Origin of the sequence: Viridibacillus arvi, from assembly GCF_001274945.1 — a bacterium.
GTDB classification, from domain to species: domain Bacteria; phylum Bacillota; class Bacilli; order Bacillales_A; family Planococcaceae; genus Viridibacillus; species Viridibacillus arvi.
This window is the reverse complement of the sequence record NZ_LILB01000001.1, coordinates 1,717,969-1,737,690: the sequence shown is the minus strand read 5'-3', so window position 1 is coordinate 1,737,690 and position 19,722 is coordinate 1,717,969. Positions and strand designations below refer to the sequence as shown.

General features: G+C 35.9%; 15 protein-coding genes and 1 pseudogene. 15 read left to right on the top strand and 1 reads right to left on the bottom strand.

The genetic code is table 11. The features are described 5' to 3' along the window. Nucleotides 1–173: 173 nt before the first annotated feature. The 4 genes from AMD00_RS08285 to AMD00_RS08270 all read left to right on the top strand — a co-directional run bounded on the left by AMD00_RS08285 (nt 174) and on the right by AMD00_RS08270 (nt 4,989). The gene (locus AMD00_RS08285; RefSeq protein WP_053416545.1) at nt 174–1,781 is read left to right on the top strand and encodes an extracellular solute-binding protein; all 1,608 of its coding nucleotides are present in this window, start codon (nt 174–176) and stop codon (nt 1,779–1,781) included. A gap of 211 nt (nt 1,782–1,992) precedes the next feature. After that, entirely contained in the window at nt 1,993–3,408 is a 1,416-nt protein-coding gene (locus tag AMD00_RS08280) for a purple acid phosphatase family protein (protein ID WP_053416544.1), read from the top strand. Between the two features lie 412 nt (nt 3,409–3,820). After that, nucleotides 3,821–4,198, top strand: coding sequence for an SET domain-containing protein (locus tag AMD00_RS08275; RefSeq protein ID WP_038187588.1), 378 nt, complete (start codon nt 3,821–3,823; stop codon nt 4,196–4,198). 587 nt (nt 4,199–4,785) lie between these two features. Further along, complete coding sequence (locus AMD00_RS08270; RefSeq protein ID WP_038187584.1) at nt 4,786–4,989, top strand: cold-shock protein; 204 nt, start codon at nt 4,786–4,788, stop codon at nt 4,987–4,989. 221 nt (nt 4,990–5,210) lie between these two features. Here the strand turns inward: AMD00_RS08270 and AMD00_RS08265 are convergent, their stop codons facing one another. After that, entirely contained in the window at nt 5,211–6,020 is an 810-nt protein-coding gene (locus AMD00_RS08265; protein WP_053416543.1) for a formate/nitrite transporter family protein, read from the bottom strand. An 873-nt stretch (nt 6,021–6,893) separates the two neighbouring features. On the opposite strand from AMD00_RS08265, the gene AMD00_RS08260 reads away from it, so the two are divergent. The 11 genes and pseudogenes from AMD00_RS08260 (at nt 6,894) to rhaA (ending at nt 19,716) form a co-directional block, all read left to right on the top strand. Beyond that, nucleotides 6,894–8,087, top strand: a complete 1,194-nt coding sequence (locus AMD00_RS08260) for a NupC/NupG family nucleoside CNT transporter (RefSeq protein ID WP_053416542.1) — start codon at nt 6,894–6,896, stop codon at nt 8,085–8,087. 134 nt (nt 8,088–8,221) lie between these two features. Next, nucleotides 8,222–8,782 (top strand): helix-turn-helix domain-containing protein, encoded by a 561-nt coding sequence (locus AMD00_RS08255; protein WP_053416541.1) that lies wholly within the window; start codon nt 8,222–8,224, stop codon nt 8,780–8,782. After that, nucleotides 8,743–9,609 (top strand): annotated as a pseudogene (locus AMD00_RS24380) (IS3 family transposase); the annotation flags it as partial. The gene AMD00_RS08255 and the pseudogene AMD00_RS24380, both read left to right, overlap by 40 nt. Nucleotides 9,610–9,752: 143 nt before the next feature. Beyond that, nucleotides 9,753–11,552: an oligoendopeptidase F gene (gene pepF / locus AMD00_RS08240; RefSeq protein ID WP_053416538.1), complete on the top strand. Its 1,800-nt coding sequence runs from the start codon at nt 9,753–9,755 to the stop codon at nt 11,550–11,552. Between the two features lie 239 nt (nt 11,553–11,791). After that, nucleotides 11,792–13,318, top strand: coding sequence for a sugar ABC transporter ATP-binding protein (locus tag AMD00_RS08235; RefSeq protein WP_053416537.1), 1,527 nt, complete (start codon nt 11,792–11,794; stop codon nt 13,316–13,318). Beyond that, nucleotides 13,303–14,337, top strand: a complete 1,035-nt coding sequence (locus tag AMD00_RS08230; RefSeq protein WP_245639462.1) for an ABC transporter permease — start codon at nt 13,303–13,305, stop codon at nt 14,335–14,337. Before AMD00_RS08235 ends, AMD00_RS08230 begins: the two co-directional genes overlap by 16 nt. A 3-nt stretch (nt 14,338–14,340) precedes the next feature. After that, entirely contained in the window at nt 14,341–15,342 is a 1,002-nt protein-coding gene (locus tag AMD00_RS08225) for an ABC transporter permease (protein WP_245639461.1), read from the top strand. A gap of 46 nt (nt 15,343–15,388) precedes the next feature. Next, on the top strand, nt 15,389–16,444 hold the full coding sequence (rhaS, locus tag AMD00_RS08220; RefSeq protein WP_053416536.1) for a rhamnose ABC transporter substrate-binding protein: 1,056 nt from the start codon (nt 15,389–15,391) through the stop codon (nt 16,442–16,444). A 196-nt stretch (nt 16,445–16,640) separates the two neighbouring features. Beyond that, nucleotides 16,641–18,101, top strand: coding sequence for a rhamnulokinase (gene rhaB, locus AMD00_RS08215; RefSeq protein ID WP_053416535.1), 1,461 nt, complete (start codon nt 16,641–16,643; stop codon nt 18,099–18,101). Then, nucleotides 18,098–18,412, top strand: a complete 315-nt coding sequence (gene rhaM / locus AMD00_RS08210) for an L-rhamnose mutarotase (RefSeq protein ID WP_053416534.1) — start codon at nt 18,098–18,100, stop codon at nt 18,410–18,412. The genes rhaB and rhaM overlap by 4 nt, the downstream gene beginning before the upstream one ends. 26 nt (nt 18,413–18,438) lie before the next feature. After that, nucleotides 18,439–19,716 (top strand): L-rhamnose isomerase, encoded by a 1,278-nt coding sequence (gene rhaA, locus AMD00_RS08205; protein ID WP_053416533.1) that lies wholly within the window; start codon nt 18,439–18,441, stop codon nt 19,714–19,716. Nucleotides 19,717–19,722 lie beyond the last annotated feature (6 nt).

The window sequence follows — 19,722 nt, the reverse complement described above, 5'->3', positions numbered from 1 at the left end:
TCTCTATATTCGATTTATTATTCGAGAAAAAGTAATTATTCTGATTGAGGTAGCGTCAGCCTATTTGTAATTTTATGCAAATAGGCATGTTTGCCAACTTTACAAAGGTACTTTGTTAAAGGCGTTATGATAGGCAGACTAAAAAACTAAAAGACTAAACGGGGGAGAATGATTTGAAGAGAAGATATTTTTCAAGTGTTGCAGCTACATTATTGTTAACAGCGGGTATTTTGGGGGCTTGTTCGAGTGAGGAAGGGACTACTGAAAAAAGTGCTAATGCCGATAAGGTAAATGCAACAGGGATGCCAATTGTGGACGAAAAGATTCAAGTCGATGGATTTGCGGCAAAGTTCTTTGCTTCACAAGACTGGAACAAACTTATGCTTTGGGAAGAATATGAGAAAATATCGAACATTGAAGTAAATTGGAACACTGTACAAACAGAAGGATTGGTAGAGAAACGCAACTTGATGCTTGCATCGGGCGATTATCCTGAGTTTTTCTTTGCTTCAGCTGTACCGAAAACAGATTTGATCAAATACGGAGAACAGGGTGTATTCTTGCCATTAAATGACTATATCGATAAATACGCACCGAATTTCAAAAAAATACTTGAGGAGTATCCTTCAGTGAAACAAGGTGTTACGATGGCGGATGGTCATATCTATGGTTTCCCTGCAATTTATGATCCAGAGTACGATGTTTTACGTGGCGACACACCGTGGATCAGGAAGGATTGGCTCAATAAATTAAATCTAAAGGAGCCAGAAACGCTAGATGAATTATACAAAGTGTTGAAAGCGTTTAAAGAACAAGATCCGAATGGTAATGGCAAAGCAGATGAGCTTGGATGGGGAACCGGCTGGGGTATTAACACAATGATAGGCTATTTGCGTGGAACCTATGGCTTGAACAAACAAGGAAATATGAATATTAACTTAGACTTTAAAGAAGGTACTGAAGAGTTTCGTTTTATTCCAACTACTGATGAGTATAAGGAATTAATAACATTCTTGCACAAGCTATATAAGGAAGGGCTTATTAATAAAGATGTGTTCTCAACCGAACCACATGTATTTGCTGCCGAAGAATCGAAAGGGAATTTTGGTATGCTGAGTGCTGTTAACCCGCTAGAAACACAAAAACTTAAAGGTTATATTGGTGTACCGGTTCTTGAAGGTCCTACGGGGGAACGTGTTATTAACGATATGTCCAATGGACTCGGTAATCTTGGGATGTTCGTCTTGACGGATAAAGCAAAGAATCCTGAAGCAATGGTCCGCTGGATGGATCATTTCTATGGGGATGAAGGTAGTAAAATGTTCTTCATGGGCTTCGAGGGAGTCACATATGAAGAAGATGCGGAAGGAAACTTAAAGTATTTACCAGAAATCATTAATAATCAGAAAGGCTTAAATCAAGATCAAGCTATTAGTCAATACCTAACTTGGCCTGGTGGCTATTATCCGGGGATTGTTAAAGAAAAATACTTCCCGGTAATAGAAAGTACATTTGAAAATTCTGCGAAAGCAAAACCTTACTTTATGAAAGATGAAGACATTATTCCAGGGCTCAACTATACACTGGACGAAAACGACAAGGTAAGTGCAATTATGACAGATGTTCAAACATATGTTGATGAAATGACTGCTGCTTTCATTACAGGAAAACAAGACTTTGGCAAGTGGGAAGACTATAAGAAAACGCTTGATAAGATGGGGTTACAATCGTATCTTGAGACTGCTCAAGGAGCATACGACCGAATGCAAAAACAAAAATAAAAATAAGAGTAAAACTCATACGAGGAATTTTCTTCGTATGAGTTTTACTTTTTAGAAAAGAATAATTTATGAAACCGGAAAATTATCTTAAAAATATGAATCTTTACAATATAATAATATTTTGTTAACTATATCAATAAATTACGATGTTATACTCAAATAGCTATCTGAAAGGGTGGTAATAGTTTAATATATTGGAGGATGAAATTCTTTGCATAAAATCACAAAGCAAGTAATATCAACTGCCCTAGCATTATCTATTGTGGGTGGAGTGGGCGGTAATCTGTATTCTGCTGCAGAAAAACCAAATTCAACTACTGTCAGTAAGGTAACTATCTCATTTAATGGGAATGCTAAAAGTTCGAAAGGGTTTACTTGGTATACATCCCTAACTTCAAAAAACTCTGATTTACAAGTAATTAAAAAAACAGGGAAGAAGCCAAACTTTAAAAAAGCTATGACATTTAAAGGAATGAAGACTATCTCTTCAAATTCTAAGAAAGAATATGTACATAAAGCAAAAGCGACTGGTCTTAAGGCTGATACCGAATACTATTTCCGTGTCGGAGATGCTTCTAAGAGTAGTTGGAGTGAAGTGGGTACATTTGAAACAGCGCCAAGTAAGGGTGCATTTACGTTTATTGACTTAGCTGATACGCAAGCCAAAACAGAAGAGGAAGCAGTACTTTCTGCTGAAACAATTTCAAAAGCCATGGATAAGATTCCAAATGCCGAGTTCATTGTTCACAATGGAGACTTGCTGGATGACGGCGTTAAAGAGGAACAGTGGGATTGGCTATTAGGTCACTCACAGAAAAGCCTGTTAAATACGACATTGGTTCCTTCAGCAGGAAATCATGAAGATGAAAATTATGCTTTTATTGACCACTTTAATCTTGATACACCTAAAAAATCAGCAACTAAAACAGGTGCTTATTATTCATATGATTATAGTAACGCTCACTTTGTTGTACTTAATAGTAATGAAGACTCTGAAAAATACGCTAACTTTTCAGAAAAACAAGTGGAATGGTTGAAAAAAGATGTAAAAGCAGCAAAAGCAAAAGGTGCTAAATGGATTATTGTTAATATTCACAAAGGGCCGTACACAACATCTAACCATGCAACCGATGATGATATTATGGGTCCAAATGGTGTGAGAAATCAGATTGCACCACTTATGGCGAAACTTGATATCGACTTTGTTCTTCAAGGCCATGACCATATTTATGCACGAACAAAACCGATCAATAGTAAAGGGACAGTTTCAAAAATCCAAAAAATTAGTGAAACTAAACTGGGACAAAAAATTGAGTATACTGTAAATCCAGATGGTTCAATTTATTTAATTCCTGCAACTGCTGGACCAAAAGTTTATTACAAAAATCAAGATCCTGTGCTTGGAAATGCATTTTATAAACTGTTTGAAGTAGCAGATGAAAATCATGCAGCAATCTATGGCCCAGATCCTGACAACAATGACCGTCCAGCCCGCAGTCAAATTCAAAACTTCGTCGGCATCACTATTGATAAAAATAAGCTGACTGCCGTAAGTTATGAAATTGATCAAAATAAGAATAAAGCTAAACCTTATATTATTGATCAATTTGGTATTATTAAGAAATAATGAAAAAAGTTATGGTGAGGAAATAAAAAGTAGAATATACTTATATGTCCTTTACTGATACGCGAATAATTATCAAACGTGTAGAATTTAGTGAAATCCAACTTATACAAAACTAGGGAGATCTCCAAGGTCTGCCTTTTTCATTGTTCAGCACCAGTATTTTGAAAACTGCTTGGATATGAAAAACAAGTAACAACATTAAGCTATGCGCCAATCTCAGTAGAACACAAGGATGCGATTCACAAGTTTTGAAAATTTACTTAAAACGGTTTTGTTTACATATTTTCAATCGTTCTGTGACGAAAAAGATGTTTAAATTATAATAAAGTTGTTTAAAAGTAAAAAAAAGAGCTCAAAGTTCAAATTAATGTTAAAGTTAGAAAGACTAATTTAAAAGTGAGTAGGCGAAAAAATGATAGAAGTAAAAACATCTCCATTAAGTGATGGAGAATTCAATAGAGGGGTATTTGCTACATGCGATATCCAAAAAGGAGAGCTATTACATGAGGCACCTGTAATTTCTTATCCAAACGAACAGCATCAATACATTGAGCAAACTATACTTGCTGATTACGCTTTTGAGTATGGGATAGGACAATCTGCTATCCTTCTTGGTTATGGAATGTTGTTTAATCATTCTTATGAACCTAATGCAATGTATGAGATTAACTTTAAAAATCACACATTTGATTTCTTTGCTTATACAGATATAAAAGCGGGAGATGAAATTCTTATTAATTATAATGGCGACGTTGATGACAAAGATCAGCTGTGGTTTAATGAGGAATAAAAAGTTGTAGTGAAGGTTATTGACGATGCGTCTTCCGATATGAACCAACTTTATACTTGAGAAATTTAGAAATAAAGAAAAACAATTTTTAAAACTTCTTCAATAACCATCTATCAGAGTAACTGATAGATGGTTATTGTGTTTTTAGGAACAAAATGAACCAACTTATGATTATCTTCAAACTAACTGCCGGTTAATTTAAGTACATATCTTCATAAACTCTCGTAATTTCCGTGTTTTTATATAATTGCTGTTCTTCATGATTGTTTAAAAAATTTGGTGGTTTATGACAGTGAAAGAGAGATAAAACATACTGTTATCACGGGGGGACTTGATGCAAGTTAATCTTTGGAATTCAACTTATTAACTAAAAATATCCTGTTGATAAATAATAAGTTTGCTTTTGCACTAGACAAATGTGATTTTATATTATATAATAAATGTAATAAGATCGATTGCAAGAATACAACTAATTCACATATTACAAAGAGTAATCGTGTTTTTTTTGATACTTTTTGTAATATGTGAATTTTTTCTTTTTTGAAGAAATATGATATTATTTAATACAATTAATGGAGGTCATTTAAATGACACAACAAGGTACAGTAAAATGGTTTAACGCAGAAAAAGGTTTCGGTTTCATCGAAGTAGAAGGCGGAAACGACGTATTCGCTCACTTCTCAGCTATCCAAGGTGAAGGTTTCAAATCACTTGACGAAGGTCAAAAAGTTGAATTTTCAGTTGAAGATGGCCAACGTGGACCACAAGCTACAAACATCGTAAAACTTTAATTTTAATGATGTAACTAAAAAAGAGGTATCCTTTCATTAGGATATCTCTTTTTTGTGTGTAGCTTATAAAATTGTAATTTAGATACTGCGATTGATATCCCTTCAACGACAACGATATAGCTGTAGGTGTGATCACATAGAGATAGTTGCTTTCGATTAGCTTATTCTAAAAAAGTTACTATTGAATTTCTTTCATTTATTTCTTTCTTTCTTGTAAAAGATTAATCCTCATCATCTTCTTGGAATTCATCTTCATCGTTCGAATTAGGCCCGTCCAAGAAATAATACAATAGAGCCATGAAGACTATTCCGCCTACCATATTCCCTAATGTTACAGGAATGAGGTTATGAAGAGCCTTACCCATTGAAATTGCATCAGGATGATCTAATACTAGAGCTATCGAGAATGTACTCATATTCGCGATAGAATGTTCATATCCCGATATGAAGAAGCCAAATACCAAAAAGATCATTGTAAATAGCTTAGGACCGTCGCCTTTTAATGCCATCGGTACGTAGAAAGCTAAACAAACTAGCCAGTTACAAAGAACCGCACGGAAGAAAAGTTCTGAAGTTGGAGTATTCATTTTTCCTTCAACTACACTCATTAAGAAGCCATTTACTTCATGTGAAGCAAATAAACCTGTTAAGGAGATCAATCCAGCGAAAAAAAGCGCGCCAATAATATTACCACTATATGAAGAAATCCACATTTGAATGACTTTTTTCCATGGCATATTGCCACGAAGAGCAGTGAAGGTAAAATAAAATGTATTTCCCGTAAATAAGTCACCACCAGCATAAGCAATTAGAACGATGGCTATACCAAATGTTAAAGCAGCAATTGGATAAGCTACCGGAGAATGTTCAGCATAGAATAGGTTCCCTGTTTTAAATGCGACGATTACACCGAATCCAATAAATGCACTTGCAAGCATGGCCCGTAATAGATATTTTATAATGCTTTGATCAAATACTTTTTGTTTTTTGAGTGCCAATTTCTCGACATTACGTAGAGCTTTATGTTCCATAATTCCTCCTATTAGCTTGTGTTACTGTGAATGTAATCAAAGATAAAACTCAACATGTAACACATTGATATAATATCGTTAAGCTAAGTTTACAAAAATAGAAACTTCCAATTGTATTTATTAATTTAAAGTAAAGGGCCAATTGGATTCGGCAAAAGCCATAAAAAACTACAACAAATAGAAAAGGGTTTCGGCATGATGACATGCCGAAACCCTTTTCTTTACAACACGAAACAGCTTATCAATATGATAAGCCGTTTTCTATGTTGGTATTCGTTCATAAACGATTCGGCAAGATCAGATGTAATATAACTATACATATGGGATGCGCTGGTGAATCTCCAGGCGTATATTTTAATATATAAAAACCGCTAAAATCAATAAGATATTTTTGGGAATTGCTAATTTTTTTTTGAATAATATTCAACATTTAAGGAGTTAATATACAGATTTTAAGGAAATAAATATTCTATTTTCATTTTAAGATAATTATAGGGAAGAGAAACTTGGTATTATTTACCTCGTATTATTTTGCAACCAATTTCTAGTAAAAAATAGAATACTGATGAGGATAATTATTATATTAAAATAATTTTAATTTCAAATTAAAAGTTAATAATTAACATAAAATCAATAGAATATTACAATATTAGGTATATATAAAACAAATATTCCAATAAAAATTTTATATTTGGTGAATATTTATTTTCTAAGTATAATGTTATAATGCTGAGGGAGATACTTTACATATCAGATTTATTTTGATAGTATTCGTAGTGGAAAATTTGAAAAGAATGACTTAAATTGATTTATTTCAATTAGATTTAGTTCTTATTTTAACTAAAAAAATTTTAAATATGTAGGAGGATAAATATGAACTTTGTTTTTTTAGTTACAGGTTTACTGTTCGTATTTGTATTGGGTTATATATTCAGTTATAACCGTAAAAATATACGGATACGTCCAATTGCTATGATGTTAATAGCGCAGTTAGTGCTAAGTTTCTTTATTCTTAACACAACTATTGGTTTGAGTATCATTAGTGCTATATCAAAACTATTTGATACATTAATGGGCTATGGTGTTGAAGGGGTAAATTTTGTATTTGGTGGAATGGAAAATGAGCCAGGAGCTGTATTTTTCTTAAACGTACTGCTACCAATTGTTTTCATCTCTGTCCTTATTGGAATATTGAATTTCATTAAAGTACTCCCATTCTTTATCAAATATGTAGGTATGGGTATGAGTAAACTAAATGGTATGGGTAAGTTAGAAAACTATGTAGCTGTATCATCTGCTTTGTTTGGACAATCAGAGGTATTTTTAACTACAAAAGAGCAACTAAATAAAATTTCTAAACGACGTTTGTATACGTTGTGTACTTCTGCGATGAGTGCTGTAAGCGTTTCCGTTATTGGTGCATACATGACTATGTTAGAACCTAAATACGTTGTGGTAGGGATTATAATCAATATATTCTCAGCATTGATTGTTGCGAATTTATTAAATCCATATGAGTTAAAACCAGAAGAAGATTATACAGTAATCAACGATGAAGCTGATCATAAAGAAAAAGAATCTTTCTTCCAAATGATTAGTGAAGCCATTATGGATGGTTTTAAAGTAGCGGTTATTGTAGGCGCAATGTTGATTGGATTTATTGCTTTAATGGCAATGATTAATAATCTATTTGACTTAATATTCCATATTTCATTCCAAGAAATCCTTGGATATGTGTTTGCTCCAATTGCTTTCATCATGGGTATTCCTTGGTCTGAAGCTGTTGCAGCAGGTGGTATTATGGCGACTAAACTTGTAACGAACGAATTCGTAGCGATTCTAAGTTTCCAAGATATTGCTGCAAACTTATCGGCTAAAACAGAAGCGATTGTATCTGTATTCTTAATAAGTTTTGCAAACTTTAGTTCAATCGGGATTATTACAGGTGCCGTTAAAGCCCTAAATGATAAACGAGGATCAGAAGTTGCATCATTTGGTCTGAAATTACTCTTCGGATCAACGCTTGCATCTATCTTATCAGCTACATTAGTTGGTTTATTTATGTAATTAGTTTTGATAAATACGTTTGCAAATTTGCAAACGCTTTAATGACAAGTTCGAACGTATTAAAAAGTCCAGCCAGTTTTAGTGCTGCACCCCAAAAGTTAGAGTAATAAATCTAACTTTTGGGGTGTTTTTCTATGGCGAAATATAGTAAAGGTTTTAAATTTAAGGTTGTTCAAGAGTATTTGAAAGGGAATCTAGGTTACCTATTATTAGCGCAAAAATATGGTATTCCGTCACCAACACCAATTAAACATTGGGTTAGGGTTTATAAAGCTTTTGGAGAAGAAGGTTTACAACGTAAAACAAGGCATGAAGAATATCCTGTTCAATTTAAGTTGGATGTATTAAACTTTATGAAACAAACAGGTGCTTCTTACCAAGATACAGCGATTCAATTTAACATGAATCATCCTAGTTTAATCGCAAGTTGGAACAGTAAGTTTTTAAAAGAAGGAGAAGAAGGCCTGAAACATCCGAAGGGAAGGCCAACTATGTCTAAAAAACCGAAAGTTACATCGATTAAATCAGAAGAAACAATGTCTCGGGAGGAGCAATTAGAACGAGAAAATGAGTTACTGCGTCTAGAGGTTGCGTATTTAAAAAAGTTGAAGGCTTTTCGAGAGAACCCGGATGCCTTCCTCGAAAAGCACAAGCAGCAATCGTCTTTAAACTTAAAGAAGAAGGATTCCGATTAAAAGACATTTTTAAACAAGTTGATATTCCCGAAGCAACTTATCATTATCACATCAAGCAAATGAAAAAGGAAGATCCCGATCTAGCTTGGAAAACACTGATTTTAGAGACATTTGAGCAGCATGAAGGTCGATATGGCTATCGTCGAATTCATGTGGAATTAAAAGCTGAAGGACACAAAATCAATCATAAAAAAGTACAGCGAATCATGAATGAATTGAATTTAAAGTGTATAAAATTCGTACATAAGTCTCGCTATAAATCGTATAAAGGAACTGTAGGAAAAGTAGCGAAGAATCGTTTAAACCGCCGTTTCAACACACCATACGCCTTACAAAAACTTGTGACAGACGTAACAGAATTCAAGTGCACAAATAATGAAAAACTATATTTAAGCCCGATGATGGATTTATATAATGGTGAAATTATCGGCTTCAGTATGTCTAAACGCCCTACACTAGAATTCGTGATAGATTCACTGAAACAAGCGCTCCCAATCATTCACGAGCGTGCAGAATATCGAACAATAATTCATTCAGATCAAGGCTGACACTATCAACATAATTCGTGGGTGAAAACATTAAAGCAAAACAAGATTTTCCAAAGTATGTCTCGTAAAGCAACCTGTGCAGACAACGCGGCAATGGAGAATTTCTTTGGCCTACTCAAACAAGAAATGTATTACGGAGAAGAATTAACTTCCTATGAAGCGTTAAAAAAGAAAATCGAGAAGTATATCGATTACTATAACAACGATCGAATTAAACAAAAACTGGCCGGCATGAGCCCGGTAAAATACCGAACTCATGCCAGCCAATTAGCTGCATAAATAAAACTCTAACTTTAAGGGGTCACTACCTTTCTGGTTGGACTTTTTTGTTTTGAATTAGAATATTAATGAAAGTCTCCAAGTTATACCATCTGGTGTGTTTTATATATAATGGAGATAATACTAAAATAGGGGGACTGAAAATGACACAATATCAATCAAGAGCAGATGTGAAGGTTGAAGAAACATGGGATCTCCAACATATTTACCCGAATATGGAGGAATGGGAGCAAGATTTTCAATCAGTTCTGAAAGATACAGAAAAATTAAAGCAATTTGATGGGAACATCAATAATGCGCAGTCACTTTACGATTATTTAACTTTAAGTGAGGTGCTTGGCTCTAAGTATAGGAAGTTATATGCATATGCAATGCTTCAATTAGACTTAGACACAAGAGTACCAACATCACAAGCTTTGGTGGATCGCTGTAGTCAACTAGGGCAAAAAATAAGTAGTGCCACTTCATTTTTTATGCCGTTTTTATTAAGTCTTGAGGAAGATAAACTGAAATCCTACATACAAGAGGTTGAGGGGCTACGCTATTTCGAAGACGATTTATTAGAGTCATATCGATATAAGGCACATGTACTGAATAAAGATCAAGAAGCGATTTTATCTCAGCTTGGAGAAGCGCTTTCTTCCCCGCAAAAGACGTTTGGTATGATTAATAATGCCGATATCAAGTTTGGTACCGTTACAAACGATGAGGGACAGAGTGTTGAACTTACCCGTGGAATGTACAGCAAATTGATGGAAGACTCAAATCGCGATAAACGAAAAGAAGCATATAAAGCGTATTATCAGCCATATGTGCAAATGCAAAATACGATTGCCAGTACATTATCATCAGCTATTAAAAACAATGTGACACTAGCCAAAACAAGGAATTATACATCAGCCCTTGAGAAGTCGTTGTTCTCAGATGAAGTACCGATCGAAGTTTATGAGAATCTAATTGCAGCTACAAAAGCAAACATTCAGCCAATGTATGACTATGTAAAACTACGTAAACAAATTTTAGGTGTCGATGAGCTGCGTGCTTATGATTTAAGCGTACCGCTCGTTCAAGAGGCGAAAGAGGAAATTTCCTATGATGAAGCATTTTCAATCATGCTAGAAGCACTTAAGCCTCTTGGTGACGATTATGTATCTACTCTTGCTGATTTCAAGAAAAATCGCTATTACGATGTAAGGGAAACACCTGGAAAACGTTCGGGAGCTTATAATATGGGTTTATACAGTGTACACCCATTTGTTCTTCTCAATCATCGAGATGATTTAAATAGCTTATTCACGCTTGCTCATGAATCCGGGCATGCGATGCATTCTTATTATAGTTCAAAATATCAACCACAAATCAGTGCGGGATACTCTATTTTCGTTGCAGAGGTTGCTTCAACTGTTAATGAAATCCTGTTGATTCGCTACCTATTAAAAACAACTACTGATGAAAATAAGAAGAAATACCTTTTAAATCATTTTATTGATAGCTTTAAAGGCACGTTTTTCACACAGGTCATGTTTGGAGAATTCGAAAAAATCACCCATGAGAAAGCTGAAAATGATGAACCATTAAATGCTGAAGCTTTTAATACCGTTTATGAAAAGATTTTCCGTGAATACAATGGCGAGGATTTTGTTTTTGATGAAGAGGTGAAGTACGGCTGGTCACGTATTCCACATTTCTATCGTCCTTTCTATGTATACAAATATGCGACAGGCTATGCATCTGCAATCGATATTGCAGATAGAATCTTATCTGGTGAAGAGAGCACTCTTGAAAACTACTTGAACTTCCTAAAAAGCGGTAGCTCAGAGTACCCGCTTGAATTATTGAAAAAAACAGGCGTGGATCTCACAAAACCAGAACCAATTGAAAATGCCTTAAAGATATTTAGTGAGCTTGTTGAAGAATTCGGTGGATTTTTTCAACAAAAATAAATGTGCCATAAATGAAATAGATTGTTTTTAATTAGAGAACAGCTACATTAACTTGTAGCTGTTCTTTTTTGTTTATTATTTTAAATGAAGTTGAAGGCGGCATTAATTTCTATTTCAGTACTAAATAACGTTTCCGTGTCACAATCCGAAGATTACCCCCCTTTTTCCAAAAGATAACTCCTTACAATGAATATTCGGAAAATATAAAATTGAATAAATGGAAGGCGGTGGTGAATTTTATGGGAGAAACAGTATTGGAATTGAGAGGGATTACAAAAAAGTTCCCTGGTGTCACTGCACTAAACAATGTCTCATTTGTATTGGAAAAAGGGCAAATACATGCTTTGATGGGAGAGAATGGTGCAGGAAAATCGACCTTCATTAAAGTAATTACAGGCGTACATAAACCAGATGAAGGTGCAATGATCTTAGATGGAAAGATAGTTTCTTTTGCAAATCCTAATGAGGCAAAGGCAGCAGGAATTGCTGCCATTTATCAACACGTAACGAATTATCCAGATTTGAATGTTACAGAAAATATCTTCATGGGGCATGAGAAAGTAAGTCCAACTACTAAGCGTTTACTATGGAAAGAAATGCACGAAGAAGCTAAGAGAATATTACAGTCTTTAGGCTCCTCTATAAATCCGAAGCAAGATATGGGAACACTCAGTGTAGCGCAACAGCAAATTGTTGAAATTGCGAAAGCGATATCGACGAATGCAAGAATCATCATTATGGATGAACCGACAGCAGCATTGACGGCACGCGAGAGTGAAGAGTTATACCGCATTGCTGAAGATTTACGTGATAGAGGAACAGCTATCATTTTCATTTCTCATCGTTTTGAAGATATGTATCGATTGGCATCTCAGGTAACAGTATTGCGTGATGCAAATTACATTGGATCGTGGGCGGTAAATGATATTTCGAATGACAACTTAATTGTCGCTATGGTGGGACGCGAGATCAACCAAGTATTTCCAAGTAAAACACATGACATTGGCGAGGAGATCTTTCGTGTAGAAAGTTTAGGGAAGGTTGGCTATTTTGCAGACGTTTCCTTTACGTTACGGAAAGGTGAAATACTTGGTTTGACAGGCTTAGTTGGTGCAGGAAGAACAGAGTTGTGTGAAACTTTATTTGGTATAGAAAAATATGATAGCGGTTTCATTTATCTGCATGGCAAGGAAATAAAGTTTAAAAATCCAAAAGACGCGATGAAGCAAGGAATTGGTTACTTGCCAGAGGACCGTCAGAAGCAAGGTCTCATTCTACCTTGGGGTATTGGTAGAAATATTACATTACCAACATTAGAGAGCTTTACTAAAGGTGGCTGGCTTCATGAAAAAACTGAATCGCTTAAAGCAAAAGAGCTAGCAGAGAAACTAAATGTGAAAGCACAAAGCGTATTTGATCTTGTCAGTTCCCTGTCTGGTGGGAATCAGCAGAAAGTATCAGTAGCAAAATTATTAATGACAGATTTAGATATCATCATTTTAGATGAGCCAACAAAGGGCGTAGATATTGGTGCGAAATCAGCTATATACGAAATTATTAATGAGTTGGCTTATCAAGGTTATGGTGTGATATTAGTTTCTTCTGAAATGCCTGAAGTAATTGGTCTAAGTGATCGTGTAGCCATAATGCGAGAAGGACGCATGGTGAAGGTAATGGACCCTCAAGAGATAACACAAGAATCAATTCTTGCAGCGGCAATGGGTGAGATGCCACAAGGAGGTGAAACAATTTGTCTACCAGTATGATGGATGAGACATTGCCAACTAATATAGAGAAAAAAGAATCGAAGTTAGCAAAGATAGGGCAATTCCGAGAAATTGGACTTCTTGTTTTCATTGTTATTTTAGTAATTGCTGTGCAACTTCGAAATAGTAGTTTTTTAACGTTAGAGAATATTAGTGATATGGCAACGAATACAGCGATATTATCAATTCTTGCAGTTGGTATGATGCTAGTTCTTGTAACTAGAGGAATTGATCTTTCCATAGGTGCCACTTTGGCTTTGTCAGGCATGATTGTGGCACAGTTTGTCAGTAATCATTCAGGTACATCTCCAATAGTAGCTATTTTAATGGGAATTGGCATAGGTATTCTCTGTGGGCTTGTAATAGGTGGGTTAGTGTCCTATTTAGGCGTGTTACCGATTATTGCGACTTTGGCGATGATGAATATATTCAGAGGGCTTACGTACATGGTGAGCAATGGTAAGTGGATTAGCTCTTATCAAATGCCCGAAAGTTTTGTTGGTATTGCGACGAGTAAGTTGTTAGGTGTTAATACGTTAATTATTATTGCATTAATTGTCTATGCATTTGCGATTTACTTTATAGGACACACACGTACAGGTAGACAAATTTATGCGGTTGGTAGTAATCCTGAATCAGCTAAGGTTACTGGGATTAGTGAGAAGAAAGTCTTCATTATCGTTTATACATTAATGGGCGGATTATCGGGTCTAAGTGGTGTCCTTTGGGTATCAAAATTTGCTTCTGCACAAGGCGATACAGCTACTGGCTATGAGTTAAGTGTAATAGCGGCTTGTATTTTAGGCGGTGTCAGTATTGCTGGAGGAGCAGGAAAATTAAGTGGCGTCATTTTAGGCGCATTTTTAATCGGTATTTTAAATAATGCATTGCCACTTTTGAATGTATCTCCATTTTGGCAAAAGGGCATAGAAGGTTCGATTATTTTAGCAGCTGTTTTACTTAATGTCATGGTGAAACGCGGTGTAGAGCGGAATAATTTGTTGAAGAGGAGGGTGTAATTTATGGCGTCTAAAATGGAAGAAACTTATGTTCATAGAAAACTTGAGGCACATAAGCCCTTTTCGACGAAGCAATTTTTTCTACAGTGGGAATGGTTACTTGTATTAATTTTAATTGGAGTAATGGTACTGAATACATTGCTATCACCCTACTTTTTAAATGTAACGAGTTTAAGAGATGCGACGATGATCTTTTTAGATAAGTCCTTCATCGTGTTTCCTATGGCCTTCATTATGATTATGAGGGAGATTGATATTTCGGTCGGATCGACGGTGGCTTTATCTTCTGTTGTGATGGCAACTGCATATAATGTGCTTGGAATGCCGATGGAAGTAGCAGTTATTATTTGTCTTTTGGTTGGTGCTCTATGTGGATTGTTGAACGGATTACTAATAACGAAATTCCCTGAGTTGTCAGCAGTTATTGTTACGCTAGCGACGATGATTTTATATCGAGGAATTGCCTATATTATTTTGGAGGATCAGGCATCCGGAAATTTTCCTGAATGGTTTGGTTTCTTTGGATGGGGTTATATATTCGGAGTTCCGTTTATCTTAATCGTATTTGTAATTATTGCTGTTGTATTCGGTTTATTACTCCATAAAACATCTTTTGGCCGTAGAGTATTTGCGATTGGTCATAATGATGTAGCTAGCAAATTTTCAGGTGTGAATGTCAATCGTACAAAGTTAATTGTTTATACATTAGCGGGGGTGATGGCCGCACTAACAGCTGTTTTCTTAGCATCAAGAATGGGTAGTACTCGGCCAAATATTGCTAATGGCTATGAGCTCGATGTCATAGCGATGGCCGCACTTGGTGGTATTAGTACGGCTGGAGGAAAAGGGAGATTGATAGGGACAGTTATTGCCATCTTTATCATTGGTTATTTGCAATATGGACTTGGATTAATCAATATCCCTTCACAAACTTTAATGATTATTATTGGAGCTTTATTACTATTCGCAGTTATAGTGCCAAAGGTTAAAGAAATGCGTAGATAGAGGGAAGCATGTTTTATCACATACAAAAATTTAAAGGGGTGCTCTTATGAAGAAGTTGTTCATGCTAATCGTGACATCAGTACTGTTACTTGGTGTTTTAGCTGCTTGTAGCCAAGGTAATAGTTCAGGAGATAGTCAAAAGCCAAGCAAGGATAAAGAAGATGACAGTGGTCAAAAGAAATATGCATTTATTTTTAAAAATACAGGAAATCCTTACGGCGAGAAAATGATGGACGGTTTTGAAGAGGCGATTAAGGAGTTAGATGGTGAGGCTATTTTACGTGCACCAGATCAGCCTACAGCAGAAGCGCAAATTCAAATTATTGAGCAACTTATTACTCAAAAAGTAGATTCAATAACGATTGCAGGGAATGACCCAGATGCATTGCAACCAGCTCTAACAAAAGCAATGGATGCAGGAATTAAAGTTATTTCAGTTGACTCAGCAGTTAATGCTAAGAGTCGTATTACACACGTCAACCAAGCGGATCCAGAAGCAATTGGACGTGTACAAATTGAAGCAATTTCAGAAATGATTGGTGGCAAAGGCCAAATTGCAATTTTAAGTGCAACTTCTCAAGCAACAAACCAAAATTTATGGATTGAATACATGCAAAAAGAACTTGAAAAAGATGAGTACAAAGATATTGAGTTAGTAAAAGTAGCATATGGTGACGACTTACGTGATAAAAGTGTTTCAGAAACAGAAGCATTGTTAAAAACGTATCCAAAACTGAAAGGAATTATTGCGCCAACTACTGTTGGTATTGCGGCAGCAGGCAAAGTTTTAACGGATAAAGGCTTAAAAGGAAAAGTGATGTTAACTGGCTTAGGATTGCCAAGTGAGATGGCAAGCTATATTGAAAGTGGCGTTTGTCCTTGGATGTATCTATGGAATCCAATTGATGTAGGCTATGCTGCAGGTTATACAGCTTCAGCTTTAGTTAAAGGGGATATTGAAGGAAAAGTTGGAGATAAATTTGAAGCAGGTCGTACAGGTGCAAAAGAAGTTGTTGAGGACGGCGATGGCACTCAAATCATGTTAGGCGAACCATTCAAATTTGAGAAGAGCAATATTGCGGAGTGGAAAGAAGTTTACTAATCAGAAATTGTCCTCAGTCCTGATGTAGACTGAGGATATTTTTCTTCAATGAAAAGATATAGCAGGAGATAATAACATGATACACAATACATGGGTACAAGAGGATTAGAAGAATTAGAAGAGTTGGTGTACCGCGTCGAGCGGAGTACCAGCAGCCTTTACACGATATCACCTTTTGGAAATGGGAGTGAAGGTCATGATACAAATTGCGATTGATATTGGTGCTTCAAGTGGACGTTTTGTTGTTGGGACTTTACAAAATAACCAGTTACAAATAGAAGAAATTCACCGCTTCTCGAATGGTTTTAAAGAAGTAGATGGTCGTTCTTTATGGAATGTGGACCATTTACTGCAGGAAATATTAGTGGGGCTTGAGAAGGTGAAAAAGCGTGGCTTTCATAATGTGACAGTGGGGATAGATACATGGGCTGTGGATTATGTGCTAGTAGGCGAGGACGGTGAACGTTTGCAGGAGGCATATTGTTATAGAGATCGCCGTACAGCCAATACGATGGAAAAAATAGAGTCCCATTTAGCTCTAGAGGATATTTATTTGAAAACGGGTATTCAGCTACAGAACTTTAATACGCTTTATCAACTATATGAAGAGGATCAGAAATTATTGCAACAAACAAAATATGTTCTATTAATACCAGATTATTTAGCATATAGGCTGACAGGTGTAGCGATTCTTGAGATGACGAATGCATCAACAACGCAGCTGCTAAATCCAGAAATTCGTGATTTTGATGAAAATTTATTAAAGATTATAGGATTAGAAAAATTACAATTTGCACCCTTTATTGAGCCGGGGCAAGTGATTGGGGAATTACAACGAGATCAATTTCCGACGTATGATCTACCGGAGTGTAAGTTTGTTGCTGTAGCTTCACATGATACGGCTTCTGCTATTGCAGGGACACCTGGAGAAAAAGAACAATGGGCCTACTTGAGTAGCGGTACTTGGTCATTACTAGGCGTTGAAAAAAAGGAACCAATTATTAATCTACAAGCTTATCAAGATAACTATACGAATGAGTGGGGCGTTTCTGATACGTATCGTTTTTTGAAAAATATTATGGGCATGTGGATTTTGCAGGAAATCATTCGGCATTACCCTGGGCAATATACTGTTGAACAAGTTATTAAGGAAGCGACCAAAGTATCTCCGTACTTACAATATATTAATTTTAATGAAGAGCGTTTTTTAAACCCGCTTAATATGATCGAGGAAATTAAGCTGTATTGCCAGGAAACAGAGCAACCAATTCCACATACGATTGGTGAACTAGCTGTATGTGTATTTTCTAATTTATCGATTATTTATGCTATTGAAATGGAACATTTAAAGGCAATTACACATGAACGAATCGACAAGCTACATATTGTTGGGGGAGGCTCCAAAAATGATTTACTCAATCAAATGACCGCTAACTTAAGTGGTGTAACTATTTATGCAGGACCATCTGAGGCTACAGCTATTGGTAATTTACTCGTTCAAATGATTGCACAAGGGAAATTAAACTCAATAGCAGAGGGAAGAGAGCTAGTTCGAGCATCTTTTACAATTCAAAAGTTTGAGCCACAAGCAGTAGATGCAAAAGAAATTATCAACAACTTTACTGCAGTAACTACAAAGGAGAGATGGCGTGTATGATTCGTAAGGCGTCGAAAATGTTTATCTATAAAGATTATTATGATGAATATAAAAAGAGACATGATGAGCTGTGGGATGACATGAAGGTGGAATTGAAAGCACACGGTGCACAGAATTATTCCATTTTTTTAGAAGAAGAAACGGGACATTTATTTGCTTATGTTGAAATTGAGAGTGAAGAGATGTGGGCTACTATGGCTGACACGGCGATTTGCCAAAAATGGTGGACCTATATGGAGCCTTTAATGGAAACAAATGAAGACCTAAGTCCAGTAGCGGTAGAATTAAAATCTGTTTTTTATTTAGCATAAAGCCATTTTCATAGGGAGGTATTTTAATGACTGTTGAACAGAGTTATGCTTTAGCAAAAGAAGCTTACGGTAAATGGGATGTTGATACGGATGCTGCACTAGAAATATTACAAACTATTCCTGTCTCGATTCATTGTTGGCAAGGTGATGATATCGGTGGCTTTGAAGTGAATAAAAGTGAATTATCAGGTGGTATTGATGTTACAGGGAATTATCCTGGAAAGGCACGTACGCCAGAGGAGTTACGCTCGGATTTAGAGATGGCGATGTCTTTAATTCCAGGGCGCCACAGAGTGAACTTACATGCCCTCTATGCAGAAACGAATGGGAAAGTTGTCGACCGTGATGAACTAGAACCGGTGCATTTCAAAAATTGGGTAGAGTGGGCAAAGAAGCAGCAAATTGGTCTCGATTTTAATCCTACGCTATTCTCACACCCGAAAGCGGAAGAAGGCTTAACATTAGCAAGCCCAGATGCAACAGTTCGTGAATTCTGGATTGAACATTGTATGAAGTGCCGCAAAATAGCGGAGTATTTCGGTAAAGCATTAGGAACGCCTTCCTTGATGAATATATGGATTCCAGATGGCTACAAAGATATCCCTGCAGACCGGCTAACGCCTAGAAAACGTCTAAAGGAATCTTTAGATGCTATTTATGTGGAGGAAATAAGCGAAAAATATTTAATCGATGCAGTGGAAAGTAAAGTGTTTGGGATTGGCTCGGAATCTTATGTAGTTGGATCGCATGAATTTTACATGGGCTATGCATTAACAAATAAAAAGACTTATTTGATGGATACTGGACACTATCATCCAACCGAAACAGTATCCAATAAAATTTCGTCCATGCTTCTATTTTCAGACAAATTAGCATTGCATGTATCAAGACCTGTTCGATGGGATAGTGATCACGTCGTTATTTTAGATGATGAATTAAAAGAAATAGCAATTGAAATTGTACGTAATGATGCACTCGATAAAGTTGCTATTGGATTAGATTTCTTTGATGCGAGTATTAACCGAGTTGCTGCTTGGACAATTGGAACGCGAAATATGATTAAGGCGCTGCTATATGCATTATTAATGCCGCATGATTTATTGAAACGTTATCAAGAAGAGGGGAATTATACCGCTCGATTAGCATTATTAGAAGAATTTAAAACATATCCATTTGGTGCAGTATGGGATCAATATTGTGTGAAGATGAATGTGCCAGTTGGTGAAAAATGGCTTGCAGAAGTTGAAAAATATGAGCGTGAGGAATTATTCAAACGCACGCCAGAGGTTTTAACAATAGATTAAGTACTA